The sequence below is a fragment of the Nonomuraea muscovyensis genome, assembly GCF_014207745.1.
Classification (GTDB): Bacteria; Actinomycetota; Actinomycetes; order Streptosporangiales; family Streptosporangiaceae; genus Nonomuraea; species Nonomuraea muscovyensis.
In genome coordinates this window covers 1,554,483-1,569,753 of the sequence record NZ_JACHJB010000002.1, presented here as the reverse complement: position 1 = coordinate 1,569,753, position 15,271 = coordinate 1,554,483, and the positions used below count along the sequence as shown (strand labels likewise).

The 15,271-nt window shown below is 71.8% G+C and carries 14 protein-coding genes; 8 read left to right on the top strand and 6 right to left on the bottom strand.

Features of this window, described 5'->3' with window-relative positions; translation table 11 throughout:
• The first annotated feature begins 173 nt into the window (after positions 1 to 173).
• The 3 genes from FHU36_RS23995 to FHU36_RS23985 all read left to right on the top strand — a co-directional run bounded on the left by FHU36_RS23995 (position 174) and on the right by FHU36_RS23985 (position 3,811).
• Entirely contained in the window at positions 174 to 680 is a 507-nt protein-coding gene (locus FHU36_RS23995; protein WP_185086144.1) for a cellulose synthase, read from the top strand.
• Between the two features lie 313 nt (positions 681 to 993).
• Positions 994 to 1,992 (top strand): ABC transporter permease, encoded by a 999-nt coding sequence (locus FHU36_RS23990; protein ID WP_185086143.1) that lies wholly within the window; start codon positions 994 to 996, stop codon positions 1,990 to 1,992.
• 52 nt (positions 1,993 to 2,044) lie between these two features.
• Positions 2,045 to 3,811 (top strand): ABC transporter substrate-binding protein, encoded by a 1,767-nt coding sequence (locus FHU36_RS23985; RefSeq protein ID WP_185086142.1) that lies wholly within the window; start codon positions 2,045 to 2,047, stop codon positions 3,809 to 3,811.
• On the opposite strand, the gene FHU36_RS23980 is transcribed toward FHU36_RS23985, so the two are convergent.
• Complete coding sequence (locus FHU36_RS23980; protein WP_185087768.1) at positions 3,787 to 3,969, bottom strand: hypothetical protein; 183 nt, start codon at positions 3,967 to 3,969, stop codon at positions 3,787 to 3,789. The two genes, FHU36_RS23985 and FHU36_RS23980, sit on opposite strands and share 25 nt — an antisense overlap.
• Here FHU36_RS23980 and FHU36_RS23975 point away from each other — a divergent pair.
• From FHU36_RS23975 to FHU36_RS23965, 3 genes are read left to right on the top strand one after another with little or no spacing between them, the layout of a single operon-like run.
• Positions 3,926 to 4,945, top strand: a complete 1,020-nt coding sequence (locus FHU36_RS23975) for an ABC transporter permease (RefSeq protein WP_185086141.1) — start codon at positions 3,926 to 3,928, stop codon at positions 4,943 to 4,945. The genes FHU36_RS23980 and FHU36_RS23975 overlap by 44 nt on opposite strands.
• A complete protein-coding gene (locus FHU36_RS23970) occupies positions 4,942 to 5,976 on the top strand; it encodes an ABC transporter ATP-binding protein (RefSeq protein ID WP_185086140.1) in 1,035 nt (344 codons plus the stop codon). Before FHU36_RS23975 ends, FHU36_RS23970 begins: the two co-directional genes overlap by 4 nt.
• A complete protein-coding gene (locus FHU36_RS23965) occupies positions 5,937 to 7,001 on the top strand; it encodes an ABC transporter ATP-binding protein (RefSeq protein ID WP_376774151.1) in 1,065 nt (354 codons plus the stop codon). Before FHU36_RS23970 ends, FHU36_RS23965 begins: the two co-directional genes overlap by 40 nt.
• Positions 7,002 to 7,149: 148 nt before the next feature.
• Here the strand turns inward: FHU36_RS23965 and FHU36_RS23960 are convergent, their stop codons facing one another.
• The 3 genes from FHU36_RS23960 to FHU36_RS23950 all read right to left on the bottom strand — a co-directional run bounded on the left by FHU36_RS23960 (position 7,150) and on the right by FHU36_RS23950 (position 10,110).
• Entirely contained in the window at positions 7,150 to 7,833 is a 684-nt protein-coding gene (locus FHU36_RS23960; protein ID WP_185086138.1) for a response regulator, read from the bottom strand.
• Positions 7,830 to 8,987, bottom strand: coding sequence for a sensor histidine kinase (locus FHU36_RS45840; RefSeq protein ID WP_185086137.1), 1,158 nt, complete (start codon positions 8,985 to 8,987; stop codon positions 7,830 to 7,832). The genes FHU36_RS23960 and FHU36_RS45840 overlap by 4 nt, the downstream gene beginning before the upstream one ends.
• Before the next feature lie 262 nt (positions 8,988 to 9,249).
• Complete coding sequence (locus tag FHU36_RS23950; protein WP_185086136.1) at positions 9,250 to 10,110, bottom strand: RecB family exonuclease; 861 nt, start codon at positions 10,108 to 10,110, stop codon at positions 9,250 to 9,252.
• 157 nt (positions 10,111 to 10,267) lie between these two features.
• On the opposite strand from FHU36_RS23950, the gene FHU36_RS23945 reads away from it, so the two are divergent.
• Positions 10,268 to 11,362 (top strand): site-2 protease family protein, encoded by a 1,095-nt coding sequence (locus FHU36_RS23945; RefSeq protein WP_185087573.1) that lies wholly within the window; start codon positions 10,268 to 10,270, stop codon positions 11,360 to 11,362.
• A 334-nt stretch (positions 11,363 to 11,696) separates the two neighbouring features.
• Positions 11,697 to 13,217, top strand: a complete 1,521-nt coding sequence (locus FHU36_RS45835; protein WP_185086135.1) for an FHA domain-containing protein — start codon at positions 11,697 to 11,699, stop codon at positions 13,215 to 13,217.
• A 241-nt stretch (positions 13,218 to 13,458) separates the two neighbouring features.
• On the opposite strand, the gene FHU36_RS23935 is transcribed toward FHU36_RS45835, so the two are convergent.
• Both FHU36_RS23935 and FHU36_RS23930 read right to left on the bottom strand, forming a co-directional pair.
• Complete coding sequence (locus FHU36_RS23935) at positions 13,459 to 14,013, bottom strand: hypothetical protein (protein WP_185086134.1); 555 nt, start codon at positions 14,011 to 14,013, stop codon at positions 13,459 to 13,461.
• Between the two features lie 157 nt (positions 14,014 to 14,170).
• Positions 14,171 to 15,259: a GNAT family N-acetyltransferase gene (locus FHU36_RS23930; RefSeq protein WP_185086133.1), complete on the bottom strand. Its 1,089-nt coding sequence runs from the start codon at positions 15,257 to 15,259 to the stop codon at positions 14,171 to 14,173.
• Positions 15,260 to 15,271 lie beyond the last annotated feature (12 nt).

The following is a 15,271-nucleotide window of genomic DNA, read 5'->3' as shown; positions in this document are numbered from 1 at the left end:
CGCCCCTTCCGGCGCCCGCCCAGGGGCGCCGGGCTGTCGTCAACGCGCCCTGCGCCTCTCGTGTGCCGTCTGTGACGGGAACCACCCCTAGGGGGCGAGTCGTTCTCGGGGAGGAGGGCGGAAGCGGGACGCGTGCCAGGATGGAAGGCACAGTCGACAAGAGGGGCGACCGGATGACTTTCGATCAGATCGCGTGGTTGCCGCTGTGCGCGGGTGTCACCATCGCGGGGTTGGTGTTCAGCTTCCTGGCCTTCCGGCGGCGCGGGGCCGCGGCGGGCATGCGGGCGGCGGCGTGGGCGCTGCTGCCCCTGGCCGCCTATCTCACCGGCGCGCTGCAGGCGCTGTGGACCATCGGCACGACCGTCGTCGGGTTCGTCACGAGCCTGGTGTTCAACCCCGTCGTGTGGGCGGGCGTCGCGGTGGCCGGGCTGTCGGTGGTGCTGTTCGTGGTGTCGGGCGTGATGCGCGGGCGCAAGCTCGCCAAGGCGTCGCCAGGCGCCCCGGCACAGGCGCAGGGCAGTGCTCAGGGCAGTGCTCAGGGGCAGGTGCGGGCACGGCCGCAGGCCCCGGCGGCACCCGCGCAGACGGGCAAGCCTGCGGTGGCGGCCCCCAAGGAGCGCAAGAGCGACGACGACTTCTCCGACATCGAGGACATTCTTCGGCGACGCGGCATCGGCTGAACGGCCACTGTCACAGTTCTGCGACACAACCAAGATGTGCCTAGCACAATTCAGGTCAAGATCGATACGAATGAGTTTCGCATGAATCACAGTTGAGCCACATAGCGGGGCTGAGGGCTGGTCAGCGCAGCTCAAGGCATAGATTCTGCACCCTGGGGCCGTGACGTGCGGTTCCGAAATGACACGGTTGTCACCCTGACCGGATGACGGCCGTCGTGGACGTGGTCTGACACCCAGGGGGCCTGAAGCGCATGCGCAGTACCTTGGTCACGCGACCCTCGAAGCGCCACCGGGCGCAGGGGGAGGAGGGCGCGTGACGGCACCACTCGACGTCCCCGAGTCCGCCTCCCACGCCGAACCCGAGGCGGTCGCGGCCGGCGCTGGCGGCACGGCGATCCAGGGACGCTCGCTCGGCCAGATCGCCTGGCTGCGCCTCAAGCGCGACAAGATCGCCATGGCCGGCGCGGGCGTGATCATCTTCCTCGTCCTGGTGGCGATCTGCGCGCCGATCATCGTCAAGCTGTTCGGTCATCCGCCGCTGGAGTTCCACCGCGAGATGATCGACCAGGAGACGCAGATCCCCAAGGACAGGTTCGGCGGGATCGGCTGGGACTTCCTGTTCGGCGTCGAGCCGGTCTGGGGCCGCGACATCTTCAGCCGCATCGTCTACGGCGCCCGCGTCTCGCTGCTCATCGCCTTCCTCGCCACCCTCCTGTCGGTCGGCATCGGCACCATCCTCGGCGTCACGGCCGGCTACTTCGGCGGCTGGGTCGACACCCTCATCAGCCGCGCCATGGACGTCTTCCTGGCCTTCCCGCTGCTGGTGTTCGCCATCGCCCTTGCCGGCGTGGTGCCCGACCAGGCGTTCGGCCTGTCCGGCGACACGCTGCGCGTCTCGCTGCTGATCTTCATCATCGGGTTCTTCAACTGGCCGTACATCGGGCGCATCATCCGCGGCCAGACCCTGTCGCTGCGCGAACGCGAGTTCGTCGACGCCGCCAGGAGCCTCGGCGCCCGCGGGCCGTACATCATCGTCCGCGAGCTGCTGCCCAACCTGATGGCGCCCATCCTCATCTACGCGACGCTGCTGATCCCGACGAACATCCTGTTCGAGGCCGCCCTGTCGTTCCTCGGGGTCGGCGTGCGCCCGCCCACCCCCACCTGGGGCGGGATGCTGGCCGACGCGGCCCGCATCTACACCGTGCCGCACTTCGCCATCTTCCCCGGCCTGGCGATCTTCATCACCGTGCTGGCCTTCAACCTCTTCGGAGACGGCCTGCGCGACGCCCTGGACCCGCGGGGCAACCGATGACTTCCGATCTCCCCGATTCCCTGCCTCCCAACCACAAGGGGTGTAGCAACTGATGAGAAGAAAGCCAGCGCTGGCGGTGTCCGCGGTCACCGTGGCACTCGCCCTGGGCCTGTCGGCCTGCGGAGGCACCAGCACCGCTCCGCAGTCGTCCGGCGAGCCCGGTGGCCAGCCCGCCGCCCAGGACAAGGCCGACGCCGCTCTCACGGGGGTGTTCAACCCTTCCACGAAGAAGGGCGGCACCATCAAGATGGCCAACTCCGGCGACTGGGACTCGCTGGACCCGGCCGACACCTACTACGGCTACTCGTGGAACTTCATCCGCCTGTACGGCCGCGCCCTGACGATGTTCCCCGGCAAGCCCGGCGCCGAGGGCGCCAAGCCGGTGCCCGACCTCGCCGCCGAACTCGGCAAGCCGAGCGAGGACTTCAAGACCTGGACCTACACCCTGCGTGACGGCCTGAAGTACGAGGACGGCACCCCGATCACGTCCAAGGACGTGGCCTACGGCGTGGCCCGCTCCTACGACCGGGAGACCTTCCCCAACGGCCCGACGTACCTCAACGAGCTGCTCAACTGGCCGAAGGACTACAAGGGCCCGTACAAGTCGAAGGGCGCGGACTTCAGCTCCGCCATCGAGACGCCCGACGACAAGACGGTCGTCTTCCACCTGAAGCAGCCCTTCAGCGGCTTCGACTACCTAACCCAGATGTCGGTCACCATGCCGGTGCCCGAGGCCAAGGACACGGGCACCAAGTACCAGGAGCACGTGCTCTCCTCGGGCCCGTACAAGTTCGAGAAGAACGAGATCGGCAAGGGCTTCAGCCTGGTCCGCAACGACCAGTGGGACCCGGCGACCGACCCCAACCGGCCGGCGCTGCCCGACCGCTACGAGGTGTCGACCAACGTCAACGCCGACGACATCGACAACCGCCTCATCTCCGGCGACCTGCACGTCGCCGTCGAGGGCACCGGTGTCCAGCCCGCCGCGCTCAGCAAGATCCTGCCTGACCCGGCGATGAAGGCGCGCACCGACAACCCCACGCTGCAGCGGCTCTGGTACACCTCGATCAGCCCGACGGTGAAGCCGCTGGACAACAAGGACTGCCGGATCGCGATCCAGTACGCCGCCGACAAGACCGGCTACGTCGCGGCCTACGGCGGCACCACCGGCGGCGAGATCGCCACCAGCCTGCTGCCCCCGGGCATCCCCGGCTACCAGAAGATCGACCTCTACCCGAGCCCCGAGGGCAAGGGCGACCTGACCAAGGCCAAGGAGCACCTGGCCAAGTGCGGCCAGCCCAACGGCTTCGAGACGAACATCTCCTACCGCGCCGAGCGCGACAAGGAGAAGAAGACGGCCGAGGCGCTCAAGGAGTCGCTGGCCCGCGTCGGCATCAACGTGACGCTCAAGCCGTACCCGCTGAAGGACTACTTCTCCCTCTACGCCGGCAAGCCGTCGTTCGTGGTCAAGGAGAAGCTGGGCCTGGCCATCAACGGCTGGGGCTCCGACTGGCCTGACGGCTACGGCTTCCTGCAGCAGATGACCGACAGCCGCGTCATCCGCGAGGGCGGCGGCTCGTCCAACGTCTCCGTCCGGATCCCCGACGTCGACAAGATGTTCGACCAGGCGCTCCAGGAGGCCGACACGGCCAAGCGCGAGCAGCTCTACGCCGCCATCGACAAGCGCGTCATGGAGGAGTCGGTCATCCTGCCCGGCATCGTGGCCAAGTCGCTGCTCATCCGCGGCAAGGGCCTGACCAACGTCATGGTCAACGACGGCCAGCAGATGTACGACTACGTGGCGATGGGCGTCCAGTAACCCACGCCGCAGCCGCCGGAGTAGCTGTAGGCCAACCGACCGAGCAGTAAGGCAGGTGAAGGCCGCAGGCGGCCGTCCCGGGCGAACCCCGGGGCGGCCGCCGGGCCGGGCACTGTGTTCACATACATCATCAGACGCCTGATCAGCGCAGTGATCATGCTCGCCATTGTGAGCATGGCCACCTTCGCGATCTTCTTCCTCGTGCCGCGGCTCGCGGGGGCCACCGCCGAGGGCATGGCCAGCCGCTACGTCGGCCGGACGGCCACCGAGGAGACGGCCAAGCTGGCCGCCGAACGCCTCGGCTTCAACGACCCCCTGGTCGTGCAGTACGGCAGGTACGTCAAGGGCATCGTGTCCGGAGCCGAGTACGACTACGGAGCGGGCGTCGAGCAGTGCCCGGCCCCGTGCCTCGGCTACTCCTTCATCACCCGCCAGCCCGTCTTCCCCGACCTGATGAACCGGCTGCCCGTCACCCTGTCGCTGGCCGTCGGCGCCGCGCTGATCTGGGTGCTGCTCGGCGTCGGCATCGGCGTGCTGTCGGCCCTACGAAGAGGCACCGTGTTCGACCGGTTCGCGATGATCGTCGCACTCGCCGGCGTCTCGCTGCCCATCTTCTTCACCGGCCTCATCTCGCTGCAGGTCTTCGCCTACGGCAACCCGTTCAGCTGGGCCGCCCAGGGCGGCTACTACGTCACCATCGAAGACTCACCCGCCCGTTGGGCCTACGGCCTGCTGTTGCCGTGGATCACGCTGGCGTTCCTGTTCGCCGCCACGTACGCGCGCCTCACCCGGGCAGGCATGCTGGAGACGATGAACGAGGACTACATCCGCACGGCCCGGGCCAAGGGCCTCGTCGAGCGCAAGGTGATCGTCAAACACGGCCTGCGCGGCGCCCTGACGCCCATCATCACGATCTTCGGTCTCGACTTCGGCCTGCTCATCGGCGGCGCCGTGCTCACCGAGACCGCCTACTCGCTCAACGGTCTCGGCAAGTACGCCATCGACGCCATCACCAACCAGGACCTGCCCAAGGTCATGGGGGTCACCCTCCTGGCCGCGCTGTTCGTCATCCTGGCCAACCTGATCGTCGACCTCCTCTACGCCGTCGTCGACCCGAGAGTGAGGCTGACGTGAGCCCTCAGAGCTTCCTCGACGTCAAGGACCTGCGCATCCACTTCCCGACCGACGACGGCCTGGTCAAGTCCGTCGACGGCCTCACCTTCGAGCTGGAGCGGGGCAAGACCCTCGGCATCGTCGGCGAGTCGGGCTCCGGCAAGAGCGTCACCAGCCTCGGCATCCTCGGCCTGCACAAGGGTGGCCGGGCGAAGATCTCCGGCGAGATCTGGCTCGACGGCGAGGAGCTCGTCTCCGCCTCCCAGGAGCACGTGCGCGGGCTGCGCGGCAAGAAGATGGCGATGATCTTCCAGGATCCGCTGTCGGCCATGCACCCCTACTACACGGTCGGCGACCAGATCATCGAGGCGTACCGGATCCACCACGCCGTCTCCAAGTCGGTCGCCAGGAAGCACGCCGTCGACATGCTCGGCCGCGTCGGCATCCCCGAGCCCGCGCGGCGCGTCGACTCCTACCCGCACGAGTTCTCCGGCGGCATGCGCCAGCGCGCCATGATCGCGATGGCGCTGTCGTGCGACCCCGAGCTGCTCATCGCCGACGAGCCGACCACCGCCCTCGACGTCACCGTGCAGGCGCAGATCCTCGACCTCATGCGCGACCTGCAGCGCGAGTTCAACTCCGCGCTGATCATCATCACCCACGACCTGGGCGTGGTCGCCGAGCTGTCCGACGAGATCCTCGTCATGTACGCGGGCAAGTGCATCGAGTACGGCGCCACCGACGACATCTTCTACCGCCCCGAGCACCCCTACACCTGGGGGCTGCTGGGCTCCATGCCCCGGCTCGACCGGGATCGCACCGAGCGGCTGCTGCCGATCAAGGGGAGCCCGCCGTCCCTCATCAACGTCCCGCAGGGCTGCGCCTTCCACCCCCGCTGCCCCTACGCCGAGCTGACCGGCGGCAAGTCCGGCACCGAGGTGCCGGCGCTCGCCGAGACCGAGGGCGGCCACCTCGTGCGCTGCCACCTCGACAAGGCCGAGCGGCGCAGGTTGTGGGAGAACGAGATCAAGCCAGTGCTGGAGATCCAGTGAGCGAGAACGAGCCGCTTCTGTCCGTACAGGACCTGCAAAAGCACTTCCCCGTCCACAAGGGCCTGCTCAAGCGGCAGGTCGGCGCCGTCAAGGCGGTCGACGGGATCAGCTTCGAGGTGTTCAAGGGCGAGACACTCGGCCTGGTGGGCGAGTCGGGCTGCGGCAAGTCCACCACCGGCAGGCTGGTCACCCGGCTCCTGGAACCCACCGGCGGCAAGGTCGTCTTCGAGGGGCGCGACATCACCCACGCGGGGCAGTCGAGCCTGCGGCCCCTCCGCCGCGACATGCAGATGATCTTCCAGGACCCCTACTCGTCGCTCAACCCGCGGCACACGGTCGGCGCCATCGTCGGCGCCCCGTTCCGCATCCAGGGCGTCACGCCCGAGCAGGGCGTCAAGAAGGCCGTCCAGGAGATCCTCGAACTCGTCGGCCTCAACCCCGAGCACTACAACCGCTACCCGCACGAGTTCTCCGGCGGCCAGCGGCAGCGCATCGGCATCGCCCGCACGCTCGCGCTCAAGCCCAAGCTGATCATCGCGGACGAGCCGGTCTCCGCGCTCGACGTGTCCATCCAGGCGCAGGTCGTCAACCTGCTGGAGGACCTGCAGAACGAGCTCGACCTCACCTACGTCGTCATCGCGCACGACCTGTCGGTGGTGCGCCACATCAGCGACCGGGTCGCCGTGATGTACCTCGGCAAGATCGTCGAGATCGCCGACCGCAAGCGCCTCTACAGCGCGCCCATGCACCCCTACACCAACGCCCTGCTGTCGGCGGTGCCGGTGCCCGACCCGAGGGCGCGTGCCGGACGCGAGCGGATCCGCCTCACCGGCGACGTACCCAGCCCGCTCAACCCGCCGCCGGCGTGCCGCTTCCACACGCGCTGCTGGAAGGCCCAGGAGATCTGCAAGACGGTCGAGCCGCCGCTGGAGGAGCTGGCGGGCGGTCACCGGGTGGCCTGCCACTTCCCGGAGAACGCCCCGGAAGTGCCGGCGGGCTCCGCCGGCGCTCCGGCCACCGCCTGACCCGCCGGCTCGACACCCCGCCCCGGCACCTCCACCGGCCGGGGCGGGGCTTTTCCCGCCGGTGCTTCGCGCTGCTTCCTGCGCTGCGCGGGTGCTTCGCGGTGCTTCGCGCTGCTTCCCGCGGAGCGCGGCCGTGGCCGCCCGCCCGTCAGGACAGGGCGCCCGGCGTGATCAGCCCCGTCTCGTACGCCAGCACCACGGCCTGCACCCGGTCACGCAGCCCCAGCTTGGTCAGCACGTTGCCGACATGCGTCTTGACCGTCGTCTCGCTCACCACCAGCTTGGCGGCGATCTCGGCGTTGGACATGCCCTTGGCGATCAGCCGCAGCACCTCCAGCTCCCGCTCGGTCAGCCGGTCCAGCCGGGCCGGCTTCGTCTGCTCGTAGGCCGACGGCAGCCGCGCGGCGAACCGGTCGAGCAGCCGCCGCGTCACGCTCGGCGCCACGATCGCCTCGCCCGCCGCCACGACCCGGATCGCCTGCACCAGCTCGTCCGGCGGCACGTCCTTCAGCAGGAACCCCGACGCTCCCGAGCGCAGCGCCTCCACGATGTACTCGTCCAGATCGAACGTCGTCAGCACCAGCACCTTCGGCACGTGCGCCGACGGCGCCGCCTCCCGCACGATCCGGCGGGTCGCCTCGATGCCGTCGACGCCGGGCATCCGGATGTCCATCAGCACCACGTCGGGCAGCAGCGCTCTGGTCTGCTCCTGGGCGCCCGTGCCGTCGCCCGCCTGCCCCACCACGGTGATGTCCGGCTCGGCCTCGAGGATCAGGCGGAACCCCGTGCGCAGCAGCGGCTGGTCGTCCACCAGCAGCACTCTGATCGTCATCGTCCGTCCTTCAACGGGAACCTCGCCCGCACCTCGAAACCGCCCCCCGGCCTCGGGCCGGCGCTGAGGACTCCACCATAAAGGGCCACGCGCTCGCGAATGCCCACCAGACCGTGGCCCGGCTCGCCGGACGGCTGCCCCGCGCCCCTCCCGTCGTCGGCCACGCTGACGTCCAGCTCGCCCGGCCGGTGCCGGACCGTCACCACCGCCTCGGCCCCCGACCCGGCGTGCCGCAGCGTGTTGGTGAGCCCCTCCTGCACCAGCCGGTAGGCGGCCAGGTCCACCCCGGCCGGGACCGGCCCGGCGCAGCCCTCCACGCTCAGCCGCGTCACCAGCCCCGCCTCACGCATCTGGGCCGCCAGCGACGGCAGGTCTCCCGTGCCCGGCTGCGGGCCCAGCTCGGCCCGCGCGTCGGCGCGCAGCACCCCGACGATGTTGCGCATCTCCGCCATCGCCATCCGGCCCGTGTGCTCGATCGCCGCGAGCGCCTCGCGCGCCAGCTCCGGATCGGACGCCAGCACCTTGCCCGCCGCCGACGCCTGCACGGTCATCACGCTGACGTGGTGGGCGACCACGTCGTGCAGCTCACGGGCGATCCTCGACCGTTCTTCCGCCCGCGCCGCCCGCGTGTCGGCCGCGTGCGCGCGCTCCAGCCTGGCCGCGCGGTCCTTCAGCTCCTCCAGGTAGGCCCGGCGCAGCCGCAGGCTCCTGCCCGCCCCCCACACCGCCAGCAGAACCACCACGACCATCAGATGGTCGCTCACGCCCATCCCCGCCCCGGGCCCGGCCAGCGCGCCGGTCACGTACAGCGTGCCGGCCAGCAGCAGGGCGCCCAGTGCCACCGCCAGGCCCCGGTAGGAGGCCACCGAGTACAGCATCACCAGCCCCGCCAGCCCGGCCACGCCCGTGCCGTAGCCGAGCGCGGACAGCAGCGTCTCGGGCACGAGCGCCGCGCACAGCCCCGCCACCGGCCACCTCCTGCGCGCCGCCACCGGGACGCAGGCCAGCAGCACCAGCGCCACCCCGGACGCGTCGGGCGCCCGCAGCCCCTCGGCCGGCTGCTCGGGCCCGTAGAGGACGAACAGCCCCACCGAGGCCGCCGCCACCGCCACAGCCAGCAGCGTGTCGCTGAGCAGGGTTCGGTCAGTGCGCACCGCTTCAATCTAGGCCCGGTCGAAAGCCCGGAGCCTCCTCCCGTGGGAGGAGACGACCTCCTGCCCAGGGGCCGGACGGCGGCCGCTCCCGGCGTGCTGTGCCCGGCCTGCCGCTCGCGACCACCCGGGCGACGTCGTCCACGGCGCCCGGCGACGTGCGCCCGGCGCCGAACGGCAGCGCGATCGTGTCGTTCTCCCGGATCGACCGCGCCGCCGGCGTGGTGAACACGCTGTGCCCCCGCGGTGGAGAACCCGCCGCCTGCTACAGCTCGTCGGTGGCGGCGCGGCGGTTGGAGCGGACGGTGTCGCCCGGCTGACGGTCGGGGACCGGCGGCGGGGTGCCGCCGAACTCCGGGCACAACGCCTGGTGGTCGCACCAGTCGCACAGCCGGCTGCGCCGCGCCCGCCACTCTCCCGACCGCAGGGACCGCTCGATCGCCTCCCACAACGCCCGCACCTTGCGTTCGGTCGCCAGCAGGTCGGCCTCGTCGGGCGCGTAACGCAGCACCTCGCCCGCCCCGCCCAGATAGACGAGCTGGAGTAACCGCGGCACCTCGCCCCGCAGCCGCCACAGCACCAGCGCGTAGAACTTCATCTGGAACAGCGCCTTGGCCTCGAAGTCACGCGTGGGCGCGCTGCCCGTCTTGTAGTCGACCACCCGCACCTCGCCGGTCGGCGCCACATCGAGCCGATCGACGTAGCCCCGCAGCATCAGCCCCCCGTCGAGCACCGCCTCCACGTAGAGCTCCCGCTCGGCGGGCTCCAGCCGCGTCGGGTCCTCCAGCGTGAAGTAGCGCTCCAGCATGCCCCGCGCCTGGGCCAGCCACCCGGCCTGCTCCGCCTCGTCGGCGAACATCTGCGCGTAGGCCGGCTCGTCGGCCAGCAGCCGCCGCCACTGCGGCTCCAGCAGCTCCAGCGCCGCCTGCACCGAACGCCGCGGCGCCGGCAGGTCGTAGAGCCGCTCCAGCACCGCGTGCACCACCGTGCCGCGCACCGCCGCCTGGGACGGCCGCTCCGGCAACTGGTCGATCACGCGGAACCTGTAGAGCAGCGGACACGTCATGTAGTCGCCCGCCCGGGACGGGGAGAGAGCTCCGATGATCACCGGCTCGGTCGACGTCATGCACCGCACTCTAGGTCAAGAAGCCGACAGAATAGACCTCGCCGGGATCGGGATCACCTGATCGGGCGCGTAGCATCGAGGCAGCGCCATCATGTGACACACGTCGAGGAGTGCGGTGAGCGAGCAGAGCCCGCGGCAGGAGTTCTCCGGCCTTCGGATGGGAAAGCCGTTCGGCATTCCGGTTTACGTCTCGTGGACGTGGTTCATCGTCGCCGCCCTCATCACCTGGGTCATCGGCGGCCGCGTGCAGACCATGCTGCCCGAGCTCGACCAGACGGTCGCCTACGCGGTGGCGTTCGTTTTCGCGGTGCTGCTGTACGTCTCCGTGCTGCTGCACGAGCTGGCCCACAGCGTGCTCGCCAAGGCCTACGGCCTGCCGGTGCGCCGCATCACGCTCTATCTTCTCGGCGGCGTGTCGGAGATCGAGAAGGAGCCGCCCACGCCGGGCAAGGAGTTCATGATCGCCGCCGCCGGGCCGGCGCTCTCTCTCGGGCTGGGCGGGATCGGCCTGGCCGCCGACGTCTACCTGTTCAACGGCGGCGACATCCTCGAAGTGCTCGTCTGGCAGCTGTGGGTGGCCAACCTGATCGTCGGCGTGTTCAACCTCCTGCCCGGGCTGCCGCTCGACGGCGGCCGGATGCTGCGCGCCGTCGTCTGGAAGCTCACCCGCCGGCCCGTCACCGGCACCGTCGCCGCCGCCTGGGGCGGCCGGGTGCTCGCCGTGCTGCTCGTCGTCTCGCCGTTCGCCATGGCGATGATGAGCGGACAGGAGGTCGACTACCCCGGCCTGCTGTGGCCCCTGGTGCTGGCCTCGTTCATCTGGATGGGCGCCAGCCAGTCGCTCAGCGCGGCCCGCATCCGCGCCCGCATCCCGCAGGTCAACGCCCGCGCGCTGGCCCGCAGGGCCATCCCCGTCACCGCCGAGACGCCGCTGTCGGAGGCGTTGCGGCAGGCGGCCGAGCAGCGGGCCGGCGCCCTCGTCGTCGTCGACCACGAAGGCCGCCCGCTCGCCATCGTCAACGAGGCCGCCGTGCAGGCCACCCCCGAGCACCGCCGCCCCTGGGTCAACGTCGGGTCCATGGCCAAGTCGCTGGAGCCGTCGCTGGTGCTCGCCGCCGACCTGGTGGGTGAGTCGCTCATCGACGCCATGCGCGAGACCCCGGCCGGCGAGTACCTCCTCGTCGAGCGGGGCGGTGAGATCTACGGTGTGCTGGCCACGGCCGACGTCAACCGCGTCTTCACCGGGGTCTGACCCGTCCCCCTGCAATGACCGGCGGGGCCCGGCTAGGGTCGGAGCCGGTGATCGGCCGGATCGCGCCCCGGGGGTTCGAGGATGCGACGACTGGCCGATAGGGTTCCCTTCGATCAGACTTACAGTGTCAAGGGCTCTGCCGCGGCCGGGCCGTCTCGGTCCCCGAGACGGGGTAGGCCGCTGCGGCGTCCCGTCGTCCGGGTATGCGTAAGGCCGGGTGACCGGCACGGCAGCGCGGTGCCGTGCCGGCGCCGGCTTCCGGGGAGGAGAGTTGAGTGACCGAGCGCAGCGAGGCCACCAATGACCGCGGCACCGCCCGCGTGGAGGAGGGCTCATGACCGACCAGGGCTTCGGGCTGGTTCGCCCGCTTCCTGGCGACGGGCTGGTCGCCTACCTGGGCGGGCTGCTGCTGGCCTGCGACGCAGGGGAGGCCGCGGCGGGTGACCTGATCGAGGCGCTGCGCTCCACCGTCGCCGCCGGCGGCGACGGCAGGGCGCTCGCCCGGCGCGCCGCGCAGGTGCTCGCCGCCAACATGACCGGCGACCCCGCCACCTGCGCCGTGGCCGGCCCCGTCGGCGACGGCGGTGTCGCCGTCCTGGTCAGCGGCGCGGCCGCCGCCACGATCAGCACCGCCGACGGCGAGACCCGCCTGGCCGGCAGTGACTCGCTCACCTGGGCCGACCGGCTCATCGGCGGCCCGGTCACCCGCGTCGAGCTCACCCTGCCCGGCGCCGGGCGGGCACATCCGGCCGTCCGGTTCGACGGCGGCGTCGTCCACGGCGCCGGCCTCGCGGGCGAGTTCGGCGAGCAGACCGGCACGCCGTCCCGCCAGCTCACCGGTGAGCTGCCCAACACCGCCCTGCACTTCGAGCCCGACCTGGTCCAGGCCGCGCCCGAGCCCGCCCGCCCCGAGCCCGTGCAGCCCACGCCGGACCCCGTCCAGGCCGCGCCCGCCCCCGAGCGGCCCGCCGTGAACAACCCGCCCTACCCGATGTCGGGCGACCACCCGCCCGTGCCGCAGGGCCTCCCCGCGGGCCAGCACTCGGCGCCGGCCCAGCACGGCTTCCAGCCCGGGCCGCCCTCGGGGCCCCAGGCCGCCGAGCCGTCCCCCTACCGCCAGGAGCAGCACAGCTCCTTCTCCAGCCTCGACGAGCCCGCGCCCGCGGGCGGCGGCCCCGCCTCCGGCGACTACGAGCAGCCGGGCCCGCCCGACCCCTTCGGCCAGCCCGGCCCGCACCTGTCGGCCGTGCCCGACTACTTCGACGCCGGCCCGCAGCAGGCGCCCGACCACGCCGACCAGCCGGGCCCGCAGCCGCTGGGCCCCCAGGACCCCTACGAGCAGCCCGGCCAGCCGCAGCACGACCAGGCCGAGCACGGCGACCGCCCCCTGGTCTACGGGGTCGACTGCAAGAACGACCACTTCAACGACCCCCGCGTGTCCTACTGCGCGGTCTGCGGCATCGCCCTGGTGCAGCGCACCCTCGTCCCGTACAAGGGGCCGCGCCCCTCGCTCGGCGTCCTCGTCCTCGACGACGGCACCGCGTTGCCGCTGGAGTCCGACTACCTCCTCGGCCGTGATCCCGAACGCGCCCCCGAGGTGGCGGGCGGCTCGGCCAGGCCCGCCAAGGTCACCAGTCCCGACGGCTCCGTCTCCCGCCGCCACCTGCGCGTCGCGCTCGACGGCTGGGACGTCAACCTGGTGGACCTCGGCTCGGTCAACGGCACCCAGATCCAGCCGCCGGGCGACCCCAACTTCTACGACATCCCGCCCAACGAGCCCGTCACCATCGCCCCCGGCACCACGGTCCGCGTGGGCGTGTCCCGCACCATGCGCTTCGAGCCCCACCGCGGCTGACCCCCTCCACCCGGGAGCCTCCCGATGGGGCGCCCCCGGCCCTCGGAACGGCCGGGAGCACCGTCCTTCGATGGGCGCCGCCTGAGGACCCGGCCGCTCATACGGCGGGGCCGGGCCGTCCCCGAGGGGGCGGCCCGCTTCCCGCGATCCGCCCCCTCGCGATGCCGTCACGCGGAGGGGGCCAGGCGCGCGTCCCGTCGTGCCGGGCGGCCGGTCATGCCGGCGCGGGCGGCGAGGCGGGTCAAGGGGGTGCCGGTCGGGAGGCCGTCGCAGGGGCCGGGCGCGCGCCGTCCGCGCCGGTGAAGGCGTGAACGCCACGCAGGATGCGGACGGCCGCCTCCAGCCCGCTGGCCGCCTCCAGGGCGCGCCCCGCGGCCGTCGCCAAGCGGCTCAGCAGGTGCTCCTCGCACTCGCCGAAGTCCCGCCCGGCCACCCAGACGAGCACCTCCTCCCGCCTGACCGGCGGCACCGGCGGCACCGGAAGGGCCAGGAACCCCGGCTCGCCCACCGAGGCGTCCCGGGGGAGCAGCGCCCGCCGCGGCGGCACGGCGAGGGCCTTGAGCACCCCCGACTCGGCCAGCCACGCCCGTACCCGCAGCGGGTCGCCCGGCGGCGCGTGGACGTGGACGACGTCGGCCTCCTCGCCGAGCGGGTCCACCCGCACGAACCCGGCGCAGGGGGCGCCGGTGACCGCGGCCGCGGTCCCGGCGAGCAGGTCGACGAGTCCGGCGGCGTCGAGCCCGGACAGCGAGGTCATGAGGTGGCGCATGGCGGCATCGACGCGGTTGCAAGGCATCCTGGTGTCCCTCGGCAGAGGGGGCGAGATGGCGCGGCCCCGGTCACGGAAGTATCAATGGCGGTGACACGGAGTATCACCCCCCATGCGGCACTTGACCAGACCTCAACGGGAAAGGGAAATTTCTGCCGTTTCCGGGCGTGAAGCGGAAAATCTCCTACCGCGGCCGCAGCCGTACCCATTGCATGTCGTCCGACCGTGAGCCGTCCGCGGTGGGGAACAGCTCCCGGTGCACGCACTCCCGGACGAACCCCGCCCGGTGCAGCACCGCGTGCGACGCCGTGTTGGTCGCGTCGGTGCCCGCCACGATCCGGTGCAGCGTCGTGCGGGCGAACGCCCAGTCCACCAGCAGCCGGACCGCCCGAGTCATCAGCCCCTTGCCCCGGAACTCCGGCCGCAGGGAGTAGCCCACCATGGCCTGCCCGAGCGCCGGCACCACCTGCATGAGCTGAAGATGACCGGTGAAGACGTCGGAGCCCGCGTCGCGGATCGCCAGCTCGACCCGCTGCCCCGAGGCCCACCAGTAGCCGGTGTTGCGGCAGCGCCGCTCGTCGTCCTCCAGGGTCGTTCGCGGCCCCAGCCGGTAGACGGCCACGCTCGGGTCGGCCATCATCGTGTGGTAGTCGGCGGCGTCCGACACGGCGAGCGGGGTCAGCCGCACCACGCCGTCGGTCAGCTCGCCGCCCTCGAACGGCGGCAGGTACGGCGGCGCGCCCTCGCCCGGCTCGCCGGCCAGCCTGGAGAGCACGATGGCGTCGACCCGGCGGCCGTCACGCGCCACCTTGGCCTCGCGCCGCCGCCCCTCCTCGTGGAACCCCGCCCGATAGGCCACCAGCAGGCTGGCGACGTTCTCCACCGCCACCTGGAGCTCCACCCGGTGCACGCCCTGGTCGAACAGCCACTGCGTGACCGCCCGAGCCGCCGTCGTCGCCACCCCGCGCCCCCGCGCCCCAGGCGCCACCAGGTAGCCCATCGAGACCGCGCCCCACCGGTCGGGCGGTGTGACGCCGACGGACCCCACGCGCACGCCGCCCTCCGTGATCGCGTACTCGGCGCCGCCGGCGCGCCATCTGGCCTCGGCCGCCGCCAGGTGGGCGCGGGCGTCGTCCGGCGTGTACGGCGAGGGCAGCGCGAGCCACCCGGCCGCCACCGGGTCGTCGCAGGCGGTCACGATCGCCTCGGCGTCCGCCTCGACCGGCGGGCGCAGCACCAGCGGACCTGCGGCGATCACATCTCGGGGGAGCATCCCCCATAGATA

Bases quoted from the DNA above. Each gene is read 5' to 3' on its own strand.
- FHU36_RS23995 (WP_185086144.1), top strand. From the start codon at position 174: ATGACTTTCGATCAGATCGCGTGGTTGCCGCTGTGCGCGGGTGTCACC.
- FHU36_RS23985 (WP_185086142.1), top strand. From the start codon at position 2,045: ATGAGAAGAAAGCCAGCGCTGGCGGTGTCCGCGGTCACCGTGGCACTC.
- FHU36_RS23980 (WP_185087768.1), bottom strand. From the start codon at position 3,969: ATGATCACTGCGCTGATCAGGCGTCTGATGATGTATGTGAACACAGTG.
- FHU36_RS23960 (WP_185086138.1), bottom strand. From the start codon at position 7,833: ATGACGATCAGAGTGCTGCTGGTGGACGACCAGCCGCTGCTGCGCACG.
- FHU36_RS23950 (WP_185086136.1), bottom strand. From the start codon at position 10,110: ATGACGTCGACCGAGCCGGTGATCATCGGAGCTCTCTCCCCGTCCCGG.
- FHU36_RS23945 (WP_185087573.1), top strand. From the start codon at position 10,268: ATGGGAAAGCCGTTCGGCATTCCGGTTTACGTCTCGTGGACGTGGTTC.
- FHU36_RS45835 (WP_185086135.1), top strand. From the start codon at position 11,697: ATGACCGACCAGGGCTTCGGGCTGGTTCGCCCGCTTCCTGGCGACGGG.
- FHU36_RS23935 (WP_185086134.1), bottom strand. From the start codon at position 14,013: ATGCCTTGCAACCGCGTCGATGCCGCCATGCGCCACCTCATGACCTCG.
- FHU36_RS23930 (WP_185086133.1), bottom strand. From the start codon at position 15,259: ATGCTCCCCCGAGATGTGATCGCCGCAGGTCCGCTGGTGCTGCGCCCG.